General features: G+C 48.5%; 21 protein-coding genes. 2 read left to right on the forward strand and 19 right to left on the reverse strand.

Annotation, left to right across the window (positions count from 1 at the left end; translation table 11 throughout):
* Window position 1 precedes the first annotated feature (1 nt).
* Both BUC30_RS00555 and efp read right to left on the reverse strand, forming a co-directional pair.
* Window positions 2-1,576: a sialate O-acetylesterase gene (locus BUC30_RS00555; protein ID WP_073422968.1), complete on the reverse strand. Its 1,575-nt coding sequence runs from the start codon at window positions 1,574-1,576 to the stop codon at window positions 2-4.
* A 190-nt stretch (window positions 1,577-1,766) separates the two neighbouring features.
* Window positions 1,767-2,351 (reverse strand): elongation factor P, encoded by a 585-nt coding sequence (efp, locus tag BUC30_RS00560; RefSeq protein WP_072827029.1) that lies wholly within the window; start codon window positions 2,349-2,351, stop codon window positions 1,767-1,769.
* A gap of 41 nt (window positions 2,352-2,392) precedes the next feature.
* On the opposite strand from efp, the gene BUC30_RS00565 reads away from it, so the two are divergent.
* The gene (locus tag BUC30_RS00565; protein WP_073422970.1) at window positions 2,393-3,361 is read left to right on the forward strand and encodes a KamA family radical SAM protein; all 969 of its coding nucleotides are present in this window, start codon (window positions 2,393-2,395) and stop codon (window positions 3,359-3,361) included.
* A gap of 9 nt (window positions 3,362-3,370) precedes the next feature.
* On the opposite strand, the gene BUC30_RS00570 is transcribed toward BUC30_RS00565, so the two are convergent.
* The 8 genes from BUC30_RS00570 to BUC30_RS00605 form a co-directional block, all read right to left on the reverse strand.
* Window positions 3,371-5,239, reverse strand: a complete 1,869-nt coding sequence (locus BUC30_RS00570) for a hypothetical protein (RefSeq protein WP_073422972.1) — start codon at window positions 5,237-5,239, stop codon at window positions 3,371-3,373.
* On the reverse strand, window positions 5,226-6,062 hold the full coding sequence (locus tag BUC30_RS00575) for a TIGR02147 family protein (RefSeq protein WP_073422975.1): 837 nt from the start codon (window positions 6,060-6,062) through the stop codon (window positions 5,226-5,228). The genes BUC30_RS00570 and BUC30_RS00575 overlap by 14 nt, the downstream gene beginning before the upstream one ends.
* 238 nt (window positions 6,063-6,300) lie before the next feature.
* Window positions 6,301-7,359, reverse strand: coding sequence for a hypothetical protein (locus BUC30_RS00580; protein WP_073422977.1), 1,059 nt, complete (start codon window positions 7,357-7,359; stop codon window positions 6,301-6,303).
* Window positions 7,360-7,547: 188 nt separating this feature from the next.
* A complete protein-coding gene (gene hisB / locus BUC30_RS00585; RefSeq protein ID WP_073422978.1) occupies window positions 7,548-8,132 on the reverse strand; it encodes an imidazoleglycerol-phosphate dehydratase HisB in 585 nt (194 codons plus the stop codon).
* Window positions 8,133-8,143: 11 nt separating this feature from the next.
* A complete protein-coding gene (locus BUC30_RS00590) occupies window positions 8,144-9,088 on the reverse strand; it encodes a helix-turn-helix domain-containing protein (RefSeq protein WP_073422980.1) in 945 nt (314 codons plus the stop codon).
* A 3-nt stretch (window positions 9,089-9,091) separates the two neighbouring features.
* Window positions 9,092-9,664 carry a Maf family protein gene (locus tag BUC30_RS00595; RefSeq protein ID WP_073422982.1) on the reverse strand — a complete coding sequence of 191 codons (573 nt, stop codon included), beginning with the start codon at window positions 9,662-9,664 and terminating at the stop codon, window positions 9,092-9,094.
* Complete coding sequence (locus BUC30_RS00600) at window positions 9,657-12,134, reverse strand: putative LPS assembly protein LptD (RefSeq protein ID WP_244536410.1); 2,478 nt, start codon at window positions 12,132-12,134, stop codon at window positions 9,657-9,659. Before BUC30_RS00600 ends, BUC30_RS00595 begins: the two co-directional genes overlap by 8 nt.
* Before the next feature lie 101 nt (window positions 12,135-12,235).
* Window positions 12,236-13,045 (reverse strand): PDZ domain-containing protein, encoded by an 810-nt coding sequence (locus BUC30_RS00605; RefSeq protein ID WP_073422984.1) that lies wholly within the window; start codon window positions 13,043-13,045, stop codon window positions 12,236-12,238.
* A gap of 304 nt (window positions 13,046-13,349) precedes the next feature.
* On the opposite strand from BUC30_RS00605, the gene BUC30_RS00610 reads away from it, so the two are divergent.
* Entirely contained in the window at window positions 13,350-14,171 is an 822-nt protein-coding gene (locus BUC30_RS00610) for an ADP-ribosylglycohydrolase family protein (protein ID WP_073422986.1), read from the forward strand.
* A gap of 3 nt (window positions 14,172-14,174) precedes the next feature.
* On the opposite strand, the gene BUC30_RS00615 is transcribed toward BUC30_RS00610, so the two are convergent.
* From BUC30_RS00615 to radC, 9 genes are all read right to left on the reverse strand, one after another.
* The gene (locus tag BUC30_RS00615) at window positions 14,175-15,287 is read right to left on the reverse strand and encodes a hypothetical protein (protein WP_014547124.1); all 1,113 of its coding nucleotides are present in this window, start codon (window positions 15,285-15,287) and stop codon (window positions 14,175-14,177) included.
* A 10-nt stretch (window positions 15,288-15,297) separates the two neighbouring features.
* The gene (locus BUC30_RS00620) at window positions 15,298-16,104 is read right to left on the reverse strand and encodes a metal ABC transporter permease (RefSeq protein WP_014547123.1); all 807 of its coding nucleotides are present in this window, start codon (window positions 16,102-16,104) and stop codon (window positions 15,298-15,300) included.
* Between the two features lie 117 nt (window positions 16,105-16,221).
* Window positions 16,222-16,950: an HAD family hydrolase gene (locus BUC30_RS00625; protein ID WP_244536411.1), complete on the reverse strand. Its 729-nt coding sequence runs from the start codon at window positions 16,948-16,950 to the stop codon at window positions 16,222-16,224.
* The gene (locus tag BUC30_RS00630; RefSeq protein WP_073422990.1) at window positions 16,934-18,241 is read right to left on the reverse strand and encodes a deoxyguanosinetriphosphate triphosphohydrolase; all 1,308 of its coding nucleotides are present in this window, start codon (window positions 18,239-18,241) and stop codon (window positions 16,934-16,936) included. Before BUC30_RS00630 ends, BUC30_RS00625 begins: the two co-directional genes overlap by 17 nt.
* Window positions 18,242-18,279: 38 nt before the next feature.
* Window positions 18,280-19,278: a metallophosphoesterase gene (locus tag BUC30_RS00635; RefSeq protein WP_073422992.1), complete on the reverse strand. Its 999-nt coding sequence runs from the start codon at window positions 19,276-19,278 to the stop codon at window positions 18,280-18,282.
* Window positions 19,278-20,090: a thymidylate synthase gene (locus tag BUC30_RS00640; protein ID WP_072827012.1), complete on the reverse strand. Its 813-nt coding sequence runs from the start codon at window positions 20,088-20,090 to the stop codon at window positions 19,278-19,280. Before BUC30_RS00640 ends, BUC30_RS00635 begins: the two co-directional genes overlap by 1 nt.
* A 22-nt stretch (window positions 20,091-20,112) precedes the next feature.
* Entirely contained in the window at window positions 20,113-20,367 is a 255-nt protein-coding gene (locus tag BUC30_RS00645) for a hypothetical protein (protein ID WP_073422994.1), read from the reverse strand.
* A 62-nt stretch (window positions 20,368-20,429) separates the two neighbouring features.
* Window positions 20,430-22,832 carry an OmpA family protein gene (locus tag BUC30_RS00650; protein ID WP_073422996.1) on the reverse strand — a complete coding sequence of 801 codons (2,403 nt, stop codon included), beginning with the start codon at window positions 22,830-22,832 and terminating at the stop codon, window positions 20,430-20,432.
* Between the two features lie 170 nt (window positions 22,833-23,002).
* Window positions 23,003-23,704: a RadC family protein gene (gene radC / locus BUC30_RS00655; protein WP_073422998.1), complete on the reverse strand. Its 702-nt coding sequence runs from the start codon at window positions 23,702-23,704 to the stop codon at window positions 23,003-23,005.
* Between the last annotated feature and the right edge of the window lie 44 nt (window positions 23,705-23,748).

Raw genomic sequence — 23,748 nt, forward strand, 5'->3', positions numbered from 1 at the left:
TTTACTTCATCACCCGTATCGTCGCGGAGCTGTTACGGGACTTCACGAGATACGTACCGTTCTGCTTCACGAGTGCGCGGACTTTCTGCGAAATATTTTGAGCGGTAGTAGCCTCGATACGACCGACATGCGCTCCGAGCATATCAAACACATCGTAAGTTTGCGGACCCGACGACGCTACGAATTTCGGTTGAATGGCAAGCGACGGATCGTAAACTTCAATCCAGTCGATATTCACGTAATTGCTTGTAATCAAGAGCTTCAGCACATGCTCGCCCTTAGTAAATTCGGCCTGCCCCAATTCCAATCTTTCATAGACATCCCACTCATCGCCCGTTTTTGGAACTTTCGTGGAAGGGACAATTTCTTTATCATCCAAAAGCAAGCTAAAGCTAGACGATTCCGTACCTGAAGCCACATTCGCAGAAATGTAGAACTTGCCATCACGCTTCACATTCACGGTGTATTCCAGCCATTCGCCTTCTTGCGTATAACCGATAGCGTAATTGTCTCCGCCCTTATAAATATCGACACCATCCTTACGGTACTCGCCACCCCTGTTCTCGGAATCGTTATCCAAGTAAGAGGAATTGCCCGAACCTACACCATTGATATCATAGTTTTCCGCCTCGATCTTGCCCGGGATTTTGACGGCCTCACCTGCGACAACGCTATCGCCTTCCACCTTGCCAAACGGCTTCTGCGGAACAGGTTCCACAGGCTTGCGGTTCACCGCCTTGAGCATCTGTGCCGCATAGCGCTTGCCGAATTCCACGTAGGCATCGTGATTGAAGTGGTAGCGGTCCACGCCGTTACCGCCCAAGCCTTCGGACGAAGCATAGTAGGTGTTGTCCATCGTGTTTGAGAGTTTGGACACGCGGTCAGAATAGCAGCAGCCCTCGCGCAAAAGCTCGCCCGCCACGAACGGCACGGTATCGGAACTCATGTCGAGAGCCTTGAGAATATCGTCGCGGGTCTTTTTCACAATTTTCGGCCAGTCGGAATAACCGCCGTCAGTTTCGCCCTGGTGGAAAATGAAACCCTTGATGACGCCCTTTTCCTGCGCCTTTTTTGCGATGTCGATAATCGTCTTCGTCACGTTGCCATCGCTCGCGTATTCCTTGGCGTAGTTCTGGAGCCAGGTTTCAGCCGTCGAAAGGTAACTCGCATACTGGTCCTGGTCAAAGAGCTTGATGCTCGCACCGCCCACCGCGACCGGGATAATCCCAATCGTCACGTCGGGCATGCTGTCCGCCATTGTGCGGCCAAACCAGTCCGCCACAGAAATCGTGTTGCCGCAGTTAAAGAGCGAGGGCACTGCCGGGTAAACATCGCCGAGCGTGTTGCGCCCCTTGCCCGAGCATTTTTGCGTCGCGAAAATCTTGAAGCGCGAATTTTCGACTTTGTCTGCGCTCTGAGCATCAGCCGTGCCGCCCATATTGGACTGCCCGTACGCAATGTAAATGTGGAAATTCGGGTCTGGAGCAGCACTTGCCGAAATTGCACCAAACGACATCAAGCCCGCAGCAACGCATGCCACGGACGCAAAACCAGAAAGCTTATTAAACATTCCCATATATCCCTTTGGGTTAAACAACAATTATAAATTATACAGAAATGCGGCTAAGCGCGCGAATGCCCCGAGAAAAACTATAGACAGTTTGTCTATGCGACTTCGCCGCAGTACAACAAAAGCCCCGTCGCTTGGACGAGGCTTTTGAAAAATCACTGGATCCCATCGCGCTACGCGCTCCAGGATGACAAGATTACTTAGCGCGTTCGAGGTAAGAACCGTCGCGGGTATCCACGCGAATCTTGGTGTTGTTTTCGATGAAGAGCGGAATCATCACCTTAGCGCCAGTTTCGAGAGTAGCTTCACGCATCACGTTACCGCTGGTGTTGCCCTGAACTGCCGGAGGAGCGTCAACGATCATCAAGTCAACGAAGGTCGGCGGGATAACTTCGATCGGAAGTGTAGCCATCGTCTTCGGATCCTTCCACCAAGTGACTTCGACAGTAGCGCCATCGAGGAGCCAAACTTCGCAGCCATTGAGAGCTTCCTTGGAGATTTCTTCAGTTTCCTGAGTTTCGCTGTTGAGGAAGTACCAAGTAGAACCGTCGTTGTAGAGGTAGGTCATTTCGGTGTAGGTCACATCAGCTTCTTCCACCGTATCACCGCTCTTCCAGGTGCGTTCGAGAGTACGGCCAGTCACCAAGTTCTTGATACGAACGCGGTTGAAAGCCTGACCCTTACCCGGCTTCACAAACTGGTTTTCGATGATTTCATACGGCTGACCATCAACCATGATTTTCAATTTTTTACGGAATTCGTTGGTGCTTACAGTACCCATATTATCCTCTTTTGGTTTTTGATTCTAAATTTAGCAATATAATGGACAATTCTGTTAAAACATTCACGCATATTTCTGAATTTTTAGACTATTTGGGCAATGATTTTACCGGTTTGACAAGCGAAATGCGCGCAAACCTCGACCAAGAGCCCACATTCGCATTCAACTGTTCCAAGCACTACGCCGACCTCATCAAGATTTCGGCCGAGCCCGTCAAACTGCTACGCGAGGTTCTACCGAGCAAGGACGAACTCAAAGATGCCCCCGGCTTTGTCGATGATCCTGTGGGTGACCTCCCCGCCGGCAAGTCCGAATGCATCTTGCAAAAGTACGACAACCGCGCCCTCATCGTCTCGACTTCTGCCTGCGGTGTGCGCTGCCGTTTCTGCTTCAGGCGCAATTACCCCTTTCAGGACACACAGAATATCGCGAGTGAAGTTTCGAACTGGCTAGACGTCCATACGAGCATTTGGGAAGTTATCCTCTCAGGCGGAGACCCGCTCACGCTTGGACCGGGACCGTTCCGCGACCTAGTAGAAGCAATCGCATTCCACCCGTCTGTGACGACGCTCCGCATCCACACGAGACTCCCGATTATGCGACCGGACCTCGTGATGCTGCATTTTGAACTTTTGCGCGAACTCCCCGCGCGTTTCAATTGCGTACTCGTGGTACACGTGAACCACCCTGATGAATTGGACGAAGAATCTGCCGCCGTTTTCGCACAACTTAAATTCAGCGGTTGGACTCTCTTGAACCAGAGCGTTCTTTTGAAAGGCGTGAACGATGACGCCGATACACTTGAACGCTTGAGCCGCAGACTATTCGAGCAAGGTGTACTCCCCTACTACCTGCACCAACTCGACCACGCGAAAGGCGTCGCCCATTTTGAAGTCAGCGACGAACGCGCCCGAGAACTCATCGCGCAGATTCGCACCAAGCTCCCCGGCTATCAAGTGCCCAAGCTCGTGCGAGAAATCGCCGGAGAAAAGAGCAAGACACCGGTGTAGAAAAATTTTTTAATCTTTCCGTTCGCGTCCGAGGATTCCATTAATGCAATCCTCGAATTCAGTGTCATTACGCTTTCTAATCTCGTACGCTCCCGATTCCATTTCTTTTAGATAGGGAGCATTTTCTTCACGGCACTGCTCTTGCGTAATATTTGGAATTTCACGGTTATATGCATTGCAAACAACATTACCCGATGTCAATGTTACGGACACACTATCCTTTATTCTCGCATAATTCAATTTCAAATCAAAAGAGTGTCCCTCATAAGTAAACTTCATACTCCTATTCGTTTTTTCTTGCACTGTAATTCCATAATCTTCAGCTAAAGATTCAACATTCCGACCACCATAGAACGGAGTTTCAATCTGAATAGAATTTTGACTGTCCAAGAACATGAATAATTCTTCGACAAAAACGGATTTCATGTAATCATAGTCCGCGAGCTCTGCAATATAGAACTCCGTTTTTCCATTATCTATTTTTACAAAATCCTCATCGGCATCATTCAGGCAACCCATTTCACCTTTAGCATCAATCAGTCTGCACGGCAAAATTTTCCAGATTCCATCAAGCTTTCCAGACGATCCTCCAACAAGGAATATCGTCTCTGTCGATTCAAAACCGTCATTACCATCTGCATAGAGTACCGCCGGCCGTGTAAGCGCCAAAGTATCGCCGCGGAAGCCATAGGCATACGTATTTGAATCACCGTAATAGAAATCAGGGTCATACATAAATGATTCGCCTTTCTTGAGGCATCCACCCACTTGTTCATCAACAAACGTTAACGAGTCTTGAGTTTCATTAACAAGAGCTTTACCGGAATACACCATACGAGCCGATGCAAAACCAGCCAGCACATCAACATTTCCTGAATCCGCACTTGTAGATGTCTTTACATCACTTTCAAGAATTCCCTGGATGCATTTTGAGAATTCTCGACCATTATCTCTTTGATATCGCAGCGCATGACCATCAGAATCTGAATCTTTTGCTAGAAAATCCAGATAAGCTGAATTTTCTTCACGGCATAATTCGGGCGTGACATCATTTTTCTTACTATAATTGCCAACGCACGTCGTTCCATTAGACGAGAGCGTTACAGCCATACTATCGCTATAACGGACATAATCCAATTTCAAGTCAAACGTGCGACCTTCATGTGTAAACTTTATACTCTTATTCGTTTTTTCTTGAACTGTAATTCCATATTTTTTAGGACTATTGTTATAACGTGAATAGAAAACATCTTCGAACATAATGGTTTGTTTATCGTTCAAAAATCGGAATACATCACCCACAAAATCCGAGTTCATATAATCATAGTTAGCCACATCACCAACACGGAATTCAACTTTATCGCCATCGAGCTTAAAAAACTTTTCGTAAGCGTCATTATTACAGTAATAAACGCCGTCAAGATAGAAGCACTGCGTCAAGCGCCAAGTGCCGTTCAACACACCAGAGGTTCCGCCAATATATTGAACCGTCTCAAGTTCTTTTGTTGATTCATCTTCGTAAATGAAGGAAAGCTGCAATGTATCTTTGCGGAAGTTATAGGCAAAGTGATTTGTATCTGCAGAATAATAGTCTGGATCATAATAAAGCGATCCATTGTGATTAAAGCAGCCCCCCAAGTTTTCAATTACAAACGTAAGAGAATCATTGGATTCATCAACCACAGCCTTACCCAATTGAGACACGCGAGCCGAAGCAAAAGCAGTCTGAACATCAATGATTCCGCCATCATCATTCGAAGACGTATTCGTATCTTCGGTAAAACCGGAGCACCCCGCAAGTAGCGTAATCCCCGAAAGAACCGTTGCGCAAGCAAGGCTCATAGCAAATAAATTTTGCATCAGATTATTCTTTTTCATTTTTTTCTCCAACTTGTTTGCTCAAAGGAAAGAGCTGTAAATTCATTCGATAAACGCGATCGTAGCTTTTCACGTTCGATACGATTTCCACTACTTTTTTGCGGAAGGCATCAAGTTCTGCAGCTAGGCGCTCATAAGCTTCTCGGTCAAGGCCCATCGTCATGCCCGAAATGTGGCGGTATTCTCGCGTATACCGTTCTAGGGATTCAGCCGCCAAATGCGCATATTGCTTTTGCATATTGACGACAGTCGCGGAGATAACTTCACGAGAGCTCGAAACACCTTCGCTTGTTTGCACGTAATTTCCGCATTCATCTTTTTTCAAGAGCCCAAGCGATTCCTGAAGTTCCAATGATTCACGAGCTTCGGCAGCAGAAATGGCAGGCACAAGAGCATGTCCCATTTCAAGAGGCGTTGCGTCCTTCATAATCGGGGCTAGTTCCCTGAGTGCCGGGTTTGCCCACGACGAAAAATATTCAAACGACTTTGCCTCTAAAAAATCAATCTTGTTTTCTTGCGCAATTTTCATCATCCGTTCAAAAGCGACTTGACGGACTTCAGAGCGAGCGGAATCGCAAAATTCGACCATCGCACGAAAATATTCTGCTTGCGCACCAGACAAGTTCATCGCCGGCAAGACTTTTTCAACGCCCACTTTCGAGAGACGCGTTTTACCATCGCAAACAAGTTTCAAAAATCCCGACGAAGAGAAGCCCGCAAGTTTTGCAAACTCGCGCCACGTAAATGCGGAACACTTTTTACGGCTCTCGTAAAAATCTCGCATGTATTCGCGGTAATCTCTATATTCAAAAACGGATTTCATTTTATGGGTAACCTTTACACCAATAAAGATAAATTACACCGCCAAAAAATTCAATAATAATGAAACAAATTTTTTAAATTTTCTATATTTTTAACAATTTTTATTTAAAATTGCAGATTTTTATTTAAGTATATGAAACAACATGTTTCATAAGGGAGAGGCCTGCTTTCGCAGGCATGACAAGGTGGCGGGCATGACAAATCAATTCAAGACTTCACTGGAGTCGAGAAGGACTATTTTAGCACGCGAGCACGGATTCGATAAATTTCCGTTCTAGGAAATCATCAAACGATGTTGGCGCCATCACACGCAGGCCATCGCCTCTGCTATACACCAAGCAATTTCCCTCAAGCCCGCCATACCATTTCAAGCCCTTGAATACAAGAGTCATCCAGTCATCGATAGCGTAATCAATAGCATCGTATTCGGAATCAGGCGTAGCATCCACACCGTTCAGGTACGGATGGAAAAGCGCGGCGTTGTACTTGGGCTTGAATTTTTCAATAAAGACATTCTCCGCATCCATCGCAAGCAAATCAATAGAAGGCAAAGCAAGCCCGTTTAAAGGGAGTTGGAATTCGTTAATCGAAACCGCATTGCCGATCAAAAGGCTGTTATCCCGTTCTTCGACATCAAAGAACAGGAGCACAACATCATCGCGGATATCCTCGCAATCTTCGATTTCCGATTCGAGCATATCAAGGAAGGGCTCGCGAGTATGACGCATTTCAGCATGTTTCACAACTGGTCGCACAACCTTCCCGATAAACATCGGTTCATAATTCCAAAGGAAACTCTTGGTTTTATCCAAATTCGGGATTCGAATCAATCTATTCGAATAAAGGTACAGGAGTTTCTCGGGCGTAAGCCAAGCCACAAAAGAGTCTTCGTCTAGGCACTTTTTCAGTTCCTTGTCACTCGCCTTTTCATAGAACGCCGTATCAATCTCATAGAATTTCATTCCGTGAGTTGTTGCGACAACTTCATCTTTGGCGAGGACATGAGGCACGTCAGTGCCCACATCGACAACAAGCGTTTTCTTTTCGCTCGGCTTAAAAAGCGGTTCATCGGCAGTGATAGAAGCGCTTACGCGACCGTATTCGCTTACGAGGTCAAGATCAATTTTATGACCCGAAAATTTCACATTGCAGAAATCAAGGCGGGGCTTTTTAGCCACCATATAGACGCGAGCTTTACCAAGCGATTTACGATAGTCGACATCGCTTTTAGCCCACGCCATATCGCAGAAAGCCAAAGGGCAACACGCCAATTTCAATGTCGTAGAAATCACCTTCATCTCATCCTCGCTATATTACCCAAACCGAGGCAAAACATAAAACTTTTAGAACAAAAATTCTAGGAAAGTGTCGTAAATAATTGCTTTTAATTTCTTACGCAGAGTCAAAATTTTACAGAAAATGGCGAAACCGAAGTTTCGCCATGTAAAGGTTTACAAGATGTGAAAAGGATTTTTTCGCGACCTTACTACAAAACGCCCTTGCTGCTGGGGACACCCTTCACGTTGCGGGAAGGAGCAACAGCCATGGCAACAGCGCGAGCAAAAGCCTTGAAGATGGATTCCAGGCAATGATGATTGTCATTGCCATAGAAGAGTTCCACATGCAAGTTCATGCGAGCGTTTTCACAAAGGCTCTTGAAGAAGTGTTCGAACATGCTTGCTTCAATTCCGCCAGCAGTTGCAGCCGGGAGCTTCACATTCCAGACAAAGCCGATGCGGTTGCTAAAGTCAATGCACACGCGGCTCAAGGCCTCGTCCATCGGAACAAAGTAAAAACCATAACGTTCGATGCCCTTCTTGTCGCCGAGGCATTCAACGAGAGCCTGGCCAAGCACAATGGCGATGTCTTCCATGCTGTGGTGCATATCGACTTCGGTATCGCCCTTGCAGGTCAAATCGAGGTGGAAACCACCATGCACTTGGAACAAGTTCAGCATGTGATCCAAGAAGCCCGAGCCCGAGCTAATCTGACCTCTGGAGCAATCGTCCAGATTCAAGAAAAGTTGAATGTCGGTTTCACTCGTCTTGCGAGAAATCTTAGAAGAACGCATCTTAGCACCTCTTATTTAAGGACACGACCGTCATAAACGCTGAAGCGAGCCACACGGCCAAACTTCGGTACAGGAACCGGAGTTTCCACGCCATTCAAGTACATCTTGCCAATGGCACGCGGTTCACCAATCACAATGTAGAGCGTACCACTTGCGGTATAGACAAGCTTGTTATCGACCGTTGCAATGTTCGCTTCTTTCACAAAATCATCATCGTCTTCGTCGCGCTTGATGCCGACCCAAGAACGCATTTCGCCGGAACCGACGAGTTCAATACGAGTACGACCGTTATCCGAAACCGGGCCCGTCGTCACTGTCGTATCTTTCTTGGAAGTCGAAGAGATAAAAATCGTTGCAGATGCCGGGAGATTTTCAGCCTTTTTCACAGCCTTATCGACTTCTGCCTGAGTCACCGTTTCGTTCTTTTCTTCCTTGATGGAATCGACCGGAACCGCAATAGCGCCTTCAGGCATGTCCTGATTGACTTCGGCAGATTCTTCGGCAGCAACCACCGATGGCGGATTGGCACTAGCGTCAGAAGCGGCTTTTTCACGGGTCACAAAATGGAGCCCGACCACCAAGAGGACGAGAATAATCACGATAGCTATAGGCACAGCCTTGCTACGCGGCTTTTTTTCTTCGTCCGTCATCGGAGCGATATTCTTGATGGGTTCAGCCTCGCGGACTTCATAGCTTGAGCCCACTTCTTCGGCATACATTTTAAGGACAGCCTTGGGATCCAAGCCAAGCTTCGTACTTACGGAGTTCAAGTAGCTGCGGACATAAGCTTCGACCGGCAAAGACTTCCAGTCGCTCGATTCAATGAAATGAAGCATCTTTACCGAGATTTTCGTGCGCTCGGCAAGATCATCAATAGTAAGTCCTTGAGATTCACGAACGCGGACCAAAAAGTCACCAAGGCGTTCGTTTGGATTTTTCTCTTCCAACTGAATCATTTGCTATACCCTAACTTGTAAACCATCCAACATTTCCAGTGTACGTGCAACTGGTAACCCAACCACGTTGTAGTAGCAACCGTTGATAGACTTGATCAAGCGCGCGCCATTCGTTTGAATGCCGTAGGCGCCAGCCTTATCCATCGGGTCCCTAGAATTTACATAATCTTTGAGCTCTTGTAAGGTGCAGTTTCTGAAAAACACCTCTGTTTTCTCTTCAGATGCGCTAAGGATTTCGCCGTTACGGGCAATGGCGACTCCAGTAATCACAAAATGACTACGATTGTTTAGTTTGCTTAACATTTCAAGAGCGTTCGCTTCGGATTTCGGCTTGCCCAGCGGAACGTTATCCAAAAACACAAGCGTATCAAAGCCGAGCACATAAGCGTCGCGTTCCTGGCGAGAAACTGACAAAGCCTTGATGCAGGCGTTTTCACGCGGAAAGTCGAGCGGATTTGTGCTTGTGGGCTTTTCATCTTCGCCCGAGACAACCACGCGAAAGTTAACACCCAACTGTCTTAAAATTTCGGAACGGCGCGGCGAACCGCTTGCAAGTACAATTTCAGATTTAGTCATAACTCTTTGTATCGGTGCTGCCGGCGTTAAGCTTGATATCAGGCAAGTCGCGGACATACACGGAGAAGCTCCAGCCCGCAGCAGGACCAGTCGGCGTCCATGTGAAATCGAGCTGCCAGCAATGCAACACACGTTTGAACGTAAATTCATGCGAGACAAACTTGCCTTCGTTATAATCGTAACGGGTGCTATAAGAAACATCCCAGTTGACCGTCGGCTGGAATGTTGCCGAAATTCCCGTCGAATGAGATATGTTGTCCTTAAACAAATTCTTAGCCACGCGCGTACTGCTAAACGAATAACGGTAATCCAAACTCAAAGACCACTTGAGCATCTCGTACTTTTCAAGTTGTGACGGAAGACCGCCATTAAACGTACCGCTCCAATGGAAATCCTTTGAAAGCTCATAGCCCCAATACGTGAGTTCCGGGAATTTTACCTTGTTCGGATTCGAGTCGTACTTATGGTAGAAGCTATGACGCGTATTGATGGTAAACATGTAGTCCGGCAAAATCTGGAAACCAAATGACGACGAAATATCCGAGAAATTGAGCGAATCAGCAGCAAAGTTATACGAGAAGCTATGCCTTGTCGTGAGCAAACGGCGTGTGCCATATTGGTCCTCAACTGCCTTAGCCTTTTTCGTAGAATCGCCCGTTGTATCGACATGCCCAGCCACCTTGAGATACTTGATATCAAAGTCGTTGCTCAGGCTAAAGCCAATCGTCTGTTGCTTTTGCTGGTACGGATACTGTCCCAAATACGGATGCGGAGCAAACTTCTTGACCGTATCAATTTCAGGTGCGTACGTGTAAGAAACACTCGGAGAAAGCACATGGCGAACACCCGTGAAACGTCCAATTTCAGGCACCCAGATACCATAAAGTTTCGTGTCGGCCGTCAAGCTGTAATTGTGGTTGTACGCGACATTACCAAACGTCCCCTCGTCCGGATTAAAGCTCATATAACGCTTTCTCTTGTACAGAGAATCGTTCGGATTGCGCCAAGACGTACCCGTCCAATAGCCCGTAAAAGTCGCTCTCGGAGTAATGTTAATGACGTCAAAAAGTCGTCCAGAGTAATCCAACGTGTACGTACCCGTATAGCCCAAGTATTGCGCGGTCGTATCCTTGTTGAGCGTCGTATCACGTTCACGATGCGACTTGTAGTTAAAGCGGTTCGTAAAGCTGTAATTGAACTTTTCTAGAAACGACTGGAACGAGCCGTCCTCTGCAGCCACCTCGCCTTCTTCCAGCTCAAAATTGAAAAGGTTCCCGCTCATGCGGTACTGGATATCAGGCAAATCCCTTTCGAGCATGCCCGTCGTGAGGTTATGGCTCTGCGAAATCTTGACCGTCAAACTTTTGTTATTCCCGAACTTTCCGGAATACGCCAACGATGCATTAGCCTGCTGGTTCAAAATCGTACTAGCTTCTAGCGAGTTATCCTTACGGACGCTCTGCTTGCTCACAAAAGAACCCTGACCGCTCAACGTATGCTTGGCATCGGGAGTCAAGTTCTGGTTATGCGAGAACTGGATATCGTAATCGCTATTGGCAAAATCAAATTCATTGAGATAACTCGTGTACTTCAAGTACCCATCTAGCAAATAACGCTTCTTGTAACGGACCTCGCCCGTGAGCGTCGAACGTTCAAAACGAGCCTCGTCACCTTCAATAATGTCGGCAGCGATTGTTGCATCCCAGTAATCGTTAGCGGCGTAATAGAAACCGATATTACGCATGTAATAGCCCTGCTTCTGGTCACCACCGAACTTAGGCGTCAAAAGACCCGACTTACGCCCGCTCTTAAGCGGAGCCACAATCATCGGGAGAACCGCCACCGGCACATCGGCAATATTCAACACCACCGGTCTTGCAGTAATCGTTTCCTTGGGCTTTACCACCATGCGGCGGCCATAGAAGTAGAAATGCTGATGCGTCGTATCGTTACACGTACTGAAGTCACCACGAGCAATCTGGATTCTCGTATCCGGCAAGCGACGGACTTCCATGCCGTTCAGTTGCTGGTTGTCCTGGAACGTCGTCGCGTAATACACCTCGCCTATTTTGGACTTGAGGTTGTACTTGAGACGCATACCCGACAAGGACGGATTTTTGGATTCACGAAGGATCGGATTTCCGCTTGCGGCGAGAATTTGGTTTTTCTGATCCATCCAAATCGTATCTGATTCCAGCGTTGCTGTGCGGTACTTGAGCTGCGCCGACTTGTTCAAGTTGAACGTCGATGTTTCCACATCGTACACAAGATCGACCGCATGATATTCAATCGTATCCACCCCAGTCGTATCGTTCATCCAATCGACTTCAGTCGTGTCTTCGACAGGCTGCTCGCGTTCTTCAAGTTCAAAGCGGGTCATTTCCTCGCCGTAAGAGCAAGGAGCAAAGACCGCAGCGATAAACAATGCGATAACGGCCCACAGAACGCAATGGGTTTTGGATAAAATCACGGTTCCACAAGATAGAAAAAATGAACGCTCCAAATACGAAGCGTTCATCAAATTTTTTGTGTAAAGCAGAAACTAATACCGCCTGCGAGAATCGCAGCGAATTACTTCAGCACAGCGTTTGCACCGCTCACAGCGCCATTGTGGTCAATGGAAATAACATAGCGGCCGCTCGGCACCTGAGCACCATTCCAGTTAAGCGTATTCACGCCAGCAATAGCATTATCGAGGTTCAGCGTTGCCACCTGTTCGCCATCAGCACTCATGATCGTAACCGTTGCGCGGCCCGGAGACTTGAGCGTAAATGCGATAGCCTTGCGGTTGAAGAGGCGGAGGCTTGCATCACCCGTGCGGACCGGAGTCGTCTTGGTAAACTTCGGAGCAGTCTTAGCCTTTTCCACATAAATTCCGTTGACATCAGCAGAAGCGACAGCAACATCGTTCTTGATGAGGTTGCCACGGCTAAGCACTGCAACGAGCTGCTTGTCGTTTTCGGTAGCGCTAGCAAACGTTTCAAGTTCCTGAGCGTTCACGCGTTCCTTGTCGCCATACCAGCTCTTGACAGCCTTGTTGTCCAAGTCCTTCACCGTAATCTGGGCACGACGAATCACGGCAGAATAGGTTTCGCCATTGCTCGTGTAAGTAATTTCGAGAGGCTTATTGACCTGACCGCGAAGCTTAGACTTCGAAAATTCAATATCCTGCCCCTTGAGGCTCACACCGTCAACAGAGGTAATCACGTCGCCAGCACGGAGATTGGTCTCAGCAGCAGGCGTACCCGGAATAACTTCTGCCACGTGAACACCTTCGCGCACCTGGTAAATGGTGATGCCGACGCCACCAAAGGATTCGTCAGCCATAAGCGGAGCAGTCATCATTGCAGCAATCAAAGAAGCCTTAACGAAAGAATTCATAATATTCTCCTTAAATTTTTACTTCATTAATATACATTAAATTTTTGCTATTTCAAGCGACATACACTAGAAATATAAGCCCAAAAGGACGTTAAAGGAGGGGAATTATTCCTTATTTGGCTTAACGACACTTTTTGGGGGGGGGGAATTGCTAGAACATGTCGATTACATTGCAAACCAAGTCTAATTATTCACAACCTCACTGGAAGCCTCTTCTTTAGAAGCTATCCAAAAAACTTTTTTCAGTTTACATTTTCCCCTCATAATACGATATTATTATTAGAATAGAAATAAGGAGTTTTTTATGATTGGAGCAATCATCGGCGACACCGTCGGTTCCATTTACGAATTTGAAAACTACAAAGCTAAGGATTTCGAGTTGTTCCCGGACGGGGTCTCGCCCACGGACGATAGTATTCTCTCGTTTGCAACGGCAGACTGGATTATGCGCGGGGGCGAAGCGTGGAAGTATTACGTCGCTTACGCGAGCAAGTACGAGTGTCCGGTCGGTGGCTACGGTGGCGGATTTACGCAATATGTCGCTCGAGCCCGTCGCGACGGCTTTGGCACGCCTTACAACAGCTGCGGTAACGGTTCCGCCATGCGCATTTCGCCTGTAGGCTGGGCGTTCAATACCAAGGAAGAGGTGCTTGCGAAGGCTAAAGAATCTGCCGAATGCACGCACAATCATCCCGAGGGGATCAAGGGGGCGCAGGCAACTGCACTTGCGATTTTCATGGCACGCATGGGCGCTAGCAAGGACGAAATCAAGATGGCTATCGAGAGCGATTTCGACTACGATCTGAATTTCACGCTTGACAAGTTGCGTCCAGAATACAGCTGGAACTACCCGGGAGCGGCACTTTGCCAGGGTACGGTTCCGCAAGCAATCCGCTGCGTTTTGGAAGCGACCGATTACGAAGATGCCATTAGAAACGCAGTATCCATTGGTGGCGATAGCGATACTCTCGCCTGCATTGCGGGTGGCATCGCAGAACCGGTATTCGGCATCCCGAAAAAGATCTACACGGTCGGCATGAATATTCTCAAGTACTACTTCCCGGAACCGCACAAGTTGGTAACGGAATTCGAGAAGAAGTACGGGAATCGCGTGCTAGAGAAATAAAAATTATTCCGTGAGTTCACGGGCCTCTTCATTAGAGGGGCGATCGTCTTCGTAATCCTTGATGGTCTTGTCGCCCGGCACAACGATAAGTCCAAGGGTTACCGGCTCGCCCTTCAAATTGATGTAGGCTTCCAGGTAAAGCGTGGTCGAGAGACGAATCAGGCGCAAATCCATCATGGTTCCACCCTTGTGGATACTCATCGGATCGCGATTGAAGAAGAGGAACTTCTTGTTGATGTATTCAAAGCGGTCTTTTTCGTAGTTGATGGACCATTCTGTATCGCCGTCATTTTCCTGACGGTAGATGCAACGGTCGTTATCAATATCGCATTCGAAGCTTGCGCTTTCCTGGTAGCGCTTATTCCATTCGCGGCTAAAGGCGCAGGACTGCACGCGTGAACCGCCATTGCGCTGCTTGTTCAGCTGGTCATTGATGACCACATAGTCCATCTTCATCTTCTTGACTTGATTGTAGACATTCATGAGGATGATGTAAGCTTCGATATCCTTCGGGCATTTGCCGGTGAGATTCACGTCTTCGTGAGCCTTGAGAAGGGTCTGCTGCAAATCAATGTCGATAGCGTCCGGAATTTCGCTCTTCTTGATTCTGTCAAGAGTTTCTTTAGGCGGCACGTGGATAATCTTGTCGCCCTTCTTGATGGCGTAACCAAGCTGGTCGCGCACGTAATCCAAGCACTGTTGCACGTGAATGTGGACCGTATTGGAACCTGCAGAAACGAAGTCCGCACCGATGCGCACGTTCCATTCGTCAGCGGTATTTTTCGCCGCCTTGTCGAGTTCGCAGAACGGTTCTTCGCGGGTACCGTCCACAAAAATCAAGTTCACGTGAAGCTTTGTTACGAGGGATTCTTCTTTGTTGATGGCGCTACCCAAGCTCCAGAAATTCGGATTCAGGCGAAGCACTTCGGCAAAAGCCTTGTCGCCATCGAATGCCGGCAAGAGCGAATCGTTACGGGCGTTTTTCTCTTGCAAAAGTTCGGAATAAGACGTTTTGACGTCCATGTTGTCGAACGAATTACGGGCAACGGCAGAGAATGCAGACGTCGCCAAGAACGAACAGGCTAAAGCTACAGAAACGCGCAACATTGAAAACATTTTCCCTCTCCTATTTTTTTACAATCTTTTTAACGGCAAAGTTGAGCAAGTACAAGATGACGCCACCTGCGATAATCGTAGGTCCAACGACAAAGTTCAACTGGCACGCGACTAAAAGTCCAAGCACCACAAGTACAAGCGAAACCAGAACCGAAATAACCATCATCTGGAGTAAATTTTTGGCATAGCACTCCGCGATGTAAGCGGGAATCGTGAGGAGCGCAATCACGAGAATCATGCCCACCGCCTGCACGGCAATCACGACCGTGAGCGCAATTAGCGCAATCAAAAGCATGTAGTAATTCAGCACAGGGATGCCGCGGACGCGAGCAAACTCAGGATCGTATGAAATCGAAAGGAAATTGCGGAAGCAAACCGAGACCGCCCCCAAGATGAACACGAGCAACGCCCCCATCCACCAGAGAAGTTCTGTCGGCACGGTCAAAAGGCTACCGAACAAGAAACTCATCATTTCGCCACTGTAACCAGGCGTCAAATCCGTCAAAATCACGCCAAGCGCCATGCCAGCCGCCCAAATAATCCCAATAAACGTATCAGCATGTTTGCGGTCACGCCACGTGAGCGCTCCCATGAGCATTGCACAGGCGAGCGCAAAGCCAAGCGAGCCAAGCATCGGCGAAAAGCCGATAAAGCAAGCCAGCCCCACCCCACCAAACGAGGCATGCGCCACGCCACCCGAAAGAGCCGTCAAGCGGTTCACCACGACATACGTTCCCATAACGCCACAGGCAATGGCAACAAGCACCGCTGCGATGAGAGCGTTCTGCATAAAATCCATGGAAAGTAAATCGAGCATGTTTTTAGCTTTTGGTTATTAGTTATTGGTTATTAGTCAATAGACTTTTGTTTAATAATCGCGTCCAAGGCGTCTTATAAAAACTAAAGACCAATGACTATTGACTAAAGACCTCTGTTATAGATTCGTAATTAACTTCTCCCGTAAATTTAGTAAATGCGGGATATGAAAATCCACCCAACTGGGCGCTTGAATGTTCGGATTCACAAGAACAGTCGTCCAGCCGCGTTCATGAGCGGGTTCCAAATTGCGTAACGAATCTTCGAGCAACACAATTTTCGACTTTTCGGACGATTCTTGAGCCAAAACGCCCCGCGCCACTAGCCATTTTTCGATTTTATCGTATGCGCTCACGTGAGGCTTGCCTTCCCAATCCATAAGCTTGAGGTCAAAAACATCCTCAATCGCAGAATCGAGCTGCATGTGCGCCATGCCCGCGCGGCTCCAATCCCCACGCCCATTCGTAAACACAAAGCGGTGCCCCACAAGCGATTTCAGGAGTTCAAGCTTTTCAGGCGCCACCTTCGGGTAAATCAGGTATTCGGGTTCATGGATAAAGTCAAAAAAATCGTCCGGATGCGTGCCGTTCATCGCCATGAGTCCCGAAAGCGTCGTGCCAAAGCGGTGCAGATAATCCTTGCGGATTTCCGTAGCGCTTTCAAACGTCCCGCCCACGGTCTTTTGGACAAATTCAGCAATGCGGTGGTCAAGCGAATTTAATACAAAGCGTTCCTCTTCGCCGTAAAGCGTCAAGTCGTAATCGAATAGCCAAATTTTCGAAGCATCGTTCTTGATGCCGATATCCAGCGCACTCACGGAGCAAGACCTCTTAGTAGCCCATCGCAAGCCCGCCAATTTGACGAGCAAGGTATGTGGCATAATTGTCCGTCATGCCACTCACAAAATCGAGCACCTGGTGATAAGCTTCGGCGGTCGTCACGCTCTGGCCAATCTTGGCTTGCCCAATCAAGCGGACAATGCGGTTTGCACGGTACGAATTGCGGTCGTTCTGGCGGTAATCGTAAACACCGTTGATAAACGCGTCGAGCACGGTGCTGAGCGTCGTATAGCTACCGACTTCAAGTTCCGTCTTACGGCGGTCAGGGTAAATACGTTCTACGCCCAAGCGCTTTGCAATGCGGATGCCCTCCATCGTATCAGAACGGGAAAGGTCAATCAAATGCTTGTCGAGCGTCCCTTCCATGATGCGGTCGTAATGCTTCACAAAGAGCACCGCCACGTCATCAATCAAGTTCTGGATTGCGCGCCCACGAATGCTACTGAGGAAGTCTCTGAAGTTCTGACCGTTTTCTTCGAACTCGCGGTCGATATCGACTTCCGGGCCGCACAAGAAACTGAACATGTTGCGCACATCGCCAAACGTCAAAATGCCAAGTTCAATCGCATCTTCAACGTCGAGAATGGAATAGCAAATATCGTCTGCAGCTTCCATCAAGTACACAAGCGGATGACGAGCCCACACGCCATTGCCAATTTCCGGGATTCCAAGAATTTCAGCCGTTTCGCGATAGAGTTCTGCTTCGGTGCGGAACAAGCTCGTCGGGCAACCGTAATACGCAAGTCGCGGGTACTTGATCATCGAACCGATTGTCGCATACGTAAGGCGCATACCGCCATCAAGGAAGTGGTATTCGAGCTTACTCAAAATGCGATGGCCTTGAGCGTTACCGTCAAAGTTTTCGAAGTCTGCAATTTCCTTGTCACTCAGTTCAGACATCGGTGCGGAATGGCGATTTTTGCGGAACCATTCGCGGATAGCGGCTTCACCCGCATGGCCAAACGGCGGGTTTCCAATATCGTGAGCGAGGCATGCCGACTGCACAATCGTACCGAACTGGTATTCGTTCACGTACTTCGGCAAATGCTTTTTAATCAGGTGATACACCGTAATCGCGAGGCTACGGCCCACACTCGAAACTTCGAGGCTGTGCGTGAGGCGGCTGTGAACGTGGTCATTCACCGAGAACGGGTGAACTTGAGTCTTGCGGCCTAAGCGACGAAATGCGGTAGAAAAAACGATGCGGTCGTAATCGCGATGGAAGTCAGAACGGTTCGGGTCCGGATCGGCCGGGTGACCGTAACGCGTTGCAGAAAGAAGCGTATCCCATTGTAGCATATTATAAATATAGCAATAAGGCGTTCAGCTATGGGTTTTTATAATGCTGTTCCAGCTTCGACCGAGACGAACTTACAGTTATCGAGTTTCTGTTCGCCATCAAAACGGTAAGCAACTAGGCGCCCGTCCCCGCGATAACCTGCAACGCTGTAATCCAGACAGCAAACGTTATCACGAATAAGTTCAGGCATCCCCGTCAACCAATAATGCCCAAAGAAAACAGGGCGTTCATTTTCGCCATAGAAATCGCGTGTCTGAATTTCGAGCGGAACTTCGCGCGGAGGCAATTCCACACCCGGCTGGAAACTGAGATCCTGCAAAGTGACGTTTTTCGGATTGATCCACCAGCGGATTCGCGTACGTTTACGATTTACACCTTCGGCATCACGGAACGTCACTCCCTCCGGCAAATCTAATTCCGGACCTTTCAAGAACAAACTTATCGGCCAATACAGCGAATCATCGTATTCGTCATTCTTGTCGTTCGCACGTGCAATAAGCTCGTCGAAATCGCCATCCATAAAAGAACGGATACCTTCAGCTTTAAGCACTTCAGCGCATTTCAAGTCAAAGCAGGCATGTTGCGCACGGAACAAGTCTGTTTCCAAGTAAAACGGGAGCGTCTTGAGGAAATCAAGCATTTCCTGGAATTCCGCCTTGCGCCCGCGATAACTTTCGACAGTCTTCACGTGAATCGCAACTTTGTTAAAAGTATGCTCACGCAAATAACCGCCACAAATCGATTTTATGGGTCGCCCACCGGCTCCATTCTCGTGCCAAAAGCTAAGCGCATTGAACTCGTGATTGCCCAACAACGCCACAGCAGAACCCGCATCGCGCATAGCACGCACGAGATTCACCGTATCGCGCACTCGACTTCCGCGGTCAATGTAATCGCCTAAAAAGATGACCGTCCGAGCATCGCCCGGATAGCGGAACGCGCCTCCGCGTTCTTCGTAGCCCAGCTTTTTAAGGAGCACTACGAGTTCATCGTAATGCCCATGAATATCGCCAATGAAGTCAATCGATGCGTTCATTAAACAGCAATCGGAGCCTTGATGGTCGGCCACGGATCGTAATTCACAAGTTCAAAATCTTCGAACTTGAAATCGAACAAATCCTTGACATCAGGATTCATCTTCATCGTCGGGAGCGCACGCGGCGTGCGCGAAAGCTGTTCACGAGCCTGGTCAAAGTGATTGCTGTACAAATGCAGGTCGCCAAAAGTATGGACAAACTCGCCCGCTTCGTAACCGCAGACCTGGGCAAGCATCATCGTCAAGAGCGAGTACGATGCAATGTTGAACGGCACGCCGAGGAACATGTCGGCACTGCGCTGGTAAAGCTGGCAGCTGAGCTTGCGCTTACCGCTAGCGCCTACACCGCCCACGTAGAACTGGAACAGGCAATGGCACGGCGGCAAAGCCATCTTGTCGACTTCGGCAACGTTCCAAGCGCAAACCAAATGACGGCGAGAATCTGGATTGTTCTTGAGGCTATTGATTAAGTTCGCAATTTGGTCGATGTGTCCGCCATCAGGTGTCGGCCAGGAGCGCCACTGGTGACCGTAAACCGGACCCAAGTCGCCATTTTCATCAGCCCATTCGTCCCAAATCGTAACCTTGTTATCGTGCAAGTACTTGATATTCGTATCGCCCTTCAAGAACCACAGCAGTTCGTGAATGATACTGCGCAAGTGGAGTTTCTTAGTCGTGAGGCACGGGAAGCCCTTGGAAAGGTCAAAGCGGGTCTGGCGGCCAAACACAGAACGAGTGCCGGTGCCAGTGCGGTCAGAACGATCTACACCGTTATCGATAATATCTTTGAGAAGATCTAAGTATTGCTGCATATTGTTAATGTAATAAAAGTTGCTAAGCGACTTCGTCGTTTCCGAACACTTCCACGCGCTTGTACTGCTTCACAACCTTGCCGTCCACTTCGGCGGCGGATTGCAACAAAAGTTTGTTCAAAGCCTGCAAAATCAGGTCTTGCGAGTGCTTTGGCACAGGCTTCTTGCCGAGGCGCGCCTTCTGCACCATCTTATGGTTCAAGTTTACGGGGAGCATTTCAACGAGATCGTGATTGCTAAAGTTATTTGCGGTCAGAATTTCATCAAGTTTTGTCATGCCGTAAATGTAGAAAAGCCCCGGGCTAATGCCCGGGGCTTTGGTTGAGACTCTAAAAGTTATTAGTCACCAACGTAGTTGCTTTCGCACTTCATACCGTCATTTTCCGGTGTGACGAAGTGCATTTCAATACGACGGTTCATTTCGCGACCATCTGCCGTGGAGTTATCGTCAACCGGGCAGGTAGAGCCGAGACCAACAGCCTTGATACGGTTCTTGGCAACGCCGAACTTCGTGAGCTGCTTCATAACGGCCTTAGCGCGGCGGTCAGAGAGCTTGAGGTTCTTCTTAGCCTTACCGCGGTTATCGGTATGACCCTGGATCACAATCTTGAGGTCCTTATAGGCTTCGTCTTCCTTGAGCTTCTGAGCGATACCCTTAAGGATTCTCTTAGCGTTAGCGTTGACAGTAGCAGAGCCGCTCTTGAAGGAGATACCTTCGAGCTTTTCTACCTTCTTCTTCGGGCAGCCGAAGCCATCGTCGCCAGCTTCAGCCGGGCAGCGATCCATACCAGCGCAGACACCTTCGAAGAGGTTGAACATGTTCCTTTCGGTGACCCAAGCATCGCAGACGCCATCCTTGTCAAGGTCCGGATCCGGGAGCGGGCAACCATCGTTAGCGGCAACACCGTGTTCGAGCGGGCACTTGTCGAGACCCTTACAGGTCTTGGAGATGAACCATTCCTTAGCAACAGATTCGTCTTCGGCAGCCTTTTCGAAGTAGTAGCCGAGCTTCTTCTGAACAACCCATTCGTCGCAGATACCGTCGCCGTCGCTATCCGGGTCATCCCACGGGCAGCCCTTATTGCCGGCAGCACCAGCTTCACCCGGACACATGTCGTAGCCCTTGCAGACGCCGGCATACTGGTCAAGCTTGTTCTTGTCGGTAACCCACGGAGAGCAGAGACCGTCGCCATCCGGATCCGGATTGTCTTCCGGGCAACCGTTGTTGACGAGCGTACCAGCTTCAGCCGGGCACTGGTCGATGCCTTCGCAAATATCCTTGAACTGATCGAGCTGACCCTTCTGGCTTACCCAAGAATCGCAGACGCCGTCCTTATCCGGGTCCGGATCATCGCTCGGGCAACCGTTAGAGTTGTTACCCTTTTCGGTCGGGCACTGGTCGATACCTTCGCAAACATTACGGAATTCGTCAAGCATACCCTTTTCAGAAACCCAAGCGTCGCAGACACCGTCTTCGTCGCTATCCGGGTTACCCATCGGGCAGCCGCCGTTCAAACGGTGACCATAGTCATCCGGGCAGCGGTCATCAGAGTCAGCCACGCCGTCACCGTCGCGGTCCTGCGGAGCAAGGAAGCCCGACCAGGTAAGACCACCGAACAAAGCGATCTGCGGGTTCACGCGGGTCTTAGTCACTTCAATACCAGACAGGAGCTGACCGTCAGTGGAAACGGCTCCATTAGCGGCAGCCTGGTTCAAGTTTTCTTCATTGTGCATCACGCGAGCATAATGAACAAAGTTGTCGTTGCCCACATAGAAAGAAGCACCGAGCTGGATGTCAAGGCCCACCGGCAGGTGGAACACGGCACCAGCAGTCACCTGCTTCATGTCGAGCTTTTCAGGAGCACTGTACTTGCCATTATTGAGTTCTGTATTGCGAACATTCCATGTAAATTCATCTGTCTGAATATCCATGTAGAGTTCGCCGAAGAAGGAGAGGAAGTCAAGCACATAGAATTCAAGAGCTGCGCTTGCGAACGGGAAGGACAAGTAAGCCTTGTCCATGGACATACGGTAACCACCGTTGAAATGGACGAGGAGAGGCATGATGTCCGCCTTGGTAAGGTCGAACGTCAAAGCAGCACCGACGGTGAATACGGACTTAGCAGAGCCGTACGGATAAGCAATACCGGTTTCCTTCTGGAAGTATTCCGGTTCACGAACCCAAAGACCTTGCTTGGTATTCTTAGAAGTCTTGAAAGAATATCTGAAGAATGCAGCGAAGTCGATAGGCACATCAGCCGGGATCGGAGCACGAGCCTTCAAGCTAGCCGTCACGTTACCGACGTATGCGTTGCTCGTACCAGCAAGCGGATTGCCATCGCACTTACCACCATCAATTTCAGACGGTTCGCAAGCGGTATTGCCGTTAAACTTGTCATAATAGACCGGCAACGTCACACCGATGTCGAAGTAGTCCAAAAGACCAATAGCGAGACCAACATAGGCGCTGATACCGTTATACTGAGCAACACTAGCTCTCTGATTCGTGTACTCATTCTGCAACACATGGCTGTAACCGAGTTCCGGTTCATTCTTGAACATGCTATTGCCAAAAGCATAGTCGCCCAAAGCTGTAAACACAAGCTTTGAATGACCGAGAGACTGAGCTGACTGTGTCTTATTGACACCGACGAAGCCCGTCTTGTTAATCGTATTGGCGTGACCAGCAAAGGCGGATGATGCCGCCAAAGCCAGGGCCAATCCCATTGCTACTCGTTTCATAGAGTCTCCTTGTTTTAACCAACCCTTGGATAGAGTGGTCCTTTATAGTAATGTTTAACGAAAATATAACTCTTTAAAAAAAAGTCCGCACTTTTTGTCGTTCGATTTAATTGATAAATAATACATACTTTTTGTATTTTGCCTATTTATGTCTTTTTTTTTACACATTTTCACTTAAAAAATGTACTTTCGAACATTTCTGGGTAAAGACGGCATAGACTTGTAAACCCAGTTTTACCAATAATAATATGGTCCAAAACCGGTATTTGCAAAATTTTACCTGATGCACAAAGGACTCGCGTAATTGAAATGTCTTCTGGGCTCGGTTCTAGCGATCCTGAGGGGTGATTGTGGACAAAAATGACCGATACAGCGCGGTCCTCGATAGCTAAGGCAAACGCTTCTCGCGGGTGGACCGGAGTCTGGTTGACAAGTCCGGTCGTGAGTTCATGCACGCGAATAACGTAATTGGCGGAATTTAGCGAAACAACGACGAGATGCTCCTGCGATTCATACTTCAAGTACGCCACACGTGAAAGCACATCTTCGGGAGTCGAAACAGGAACAGCCTTGTCACTCAAAATAAAGCGCCCCGAAAGTTCCAAACAGGCAAGAATCTGTGCCGCCTTGACTTTTCCAAGTCCACGAATTTCTTTGAGACGAGCCAATGTCGGGATCGAAGTTTCCGTCGACAAAAAATCCGAGAGCCGCCTCGACAGTTCGAACACACTACATTCGTGACTGCCGCTCCCCAAAATAATGGCTAACAATTCTTCATTGCTCAATGCGCTTACACCTATATTTTCCATTTTTTCACGAGGCAACAAATGAAATTCGGGTTTGGCGTATAACGCAAGTTGGTTATGGTTCATTTTTTCTCCTGCTAAAAGTGTCTACTATATAACACGCTTTTTTC

Source organism: Fibrobacter sp. UWB7, assembly GCF_900142945.1.
Lineage (GTDB): Bacteria > Fibrobacterota > Fibrobacteria > Fibrobacterales > Fibrobacteraceae > Fibrobacter.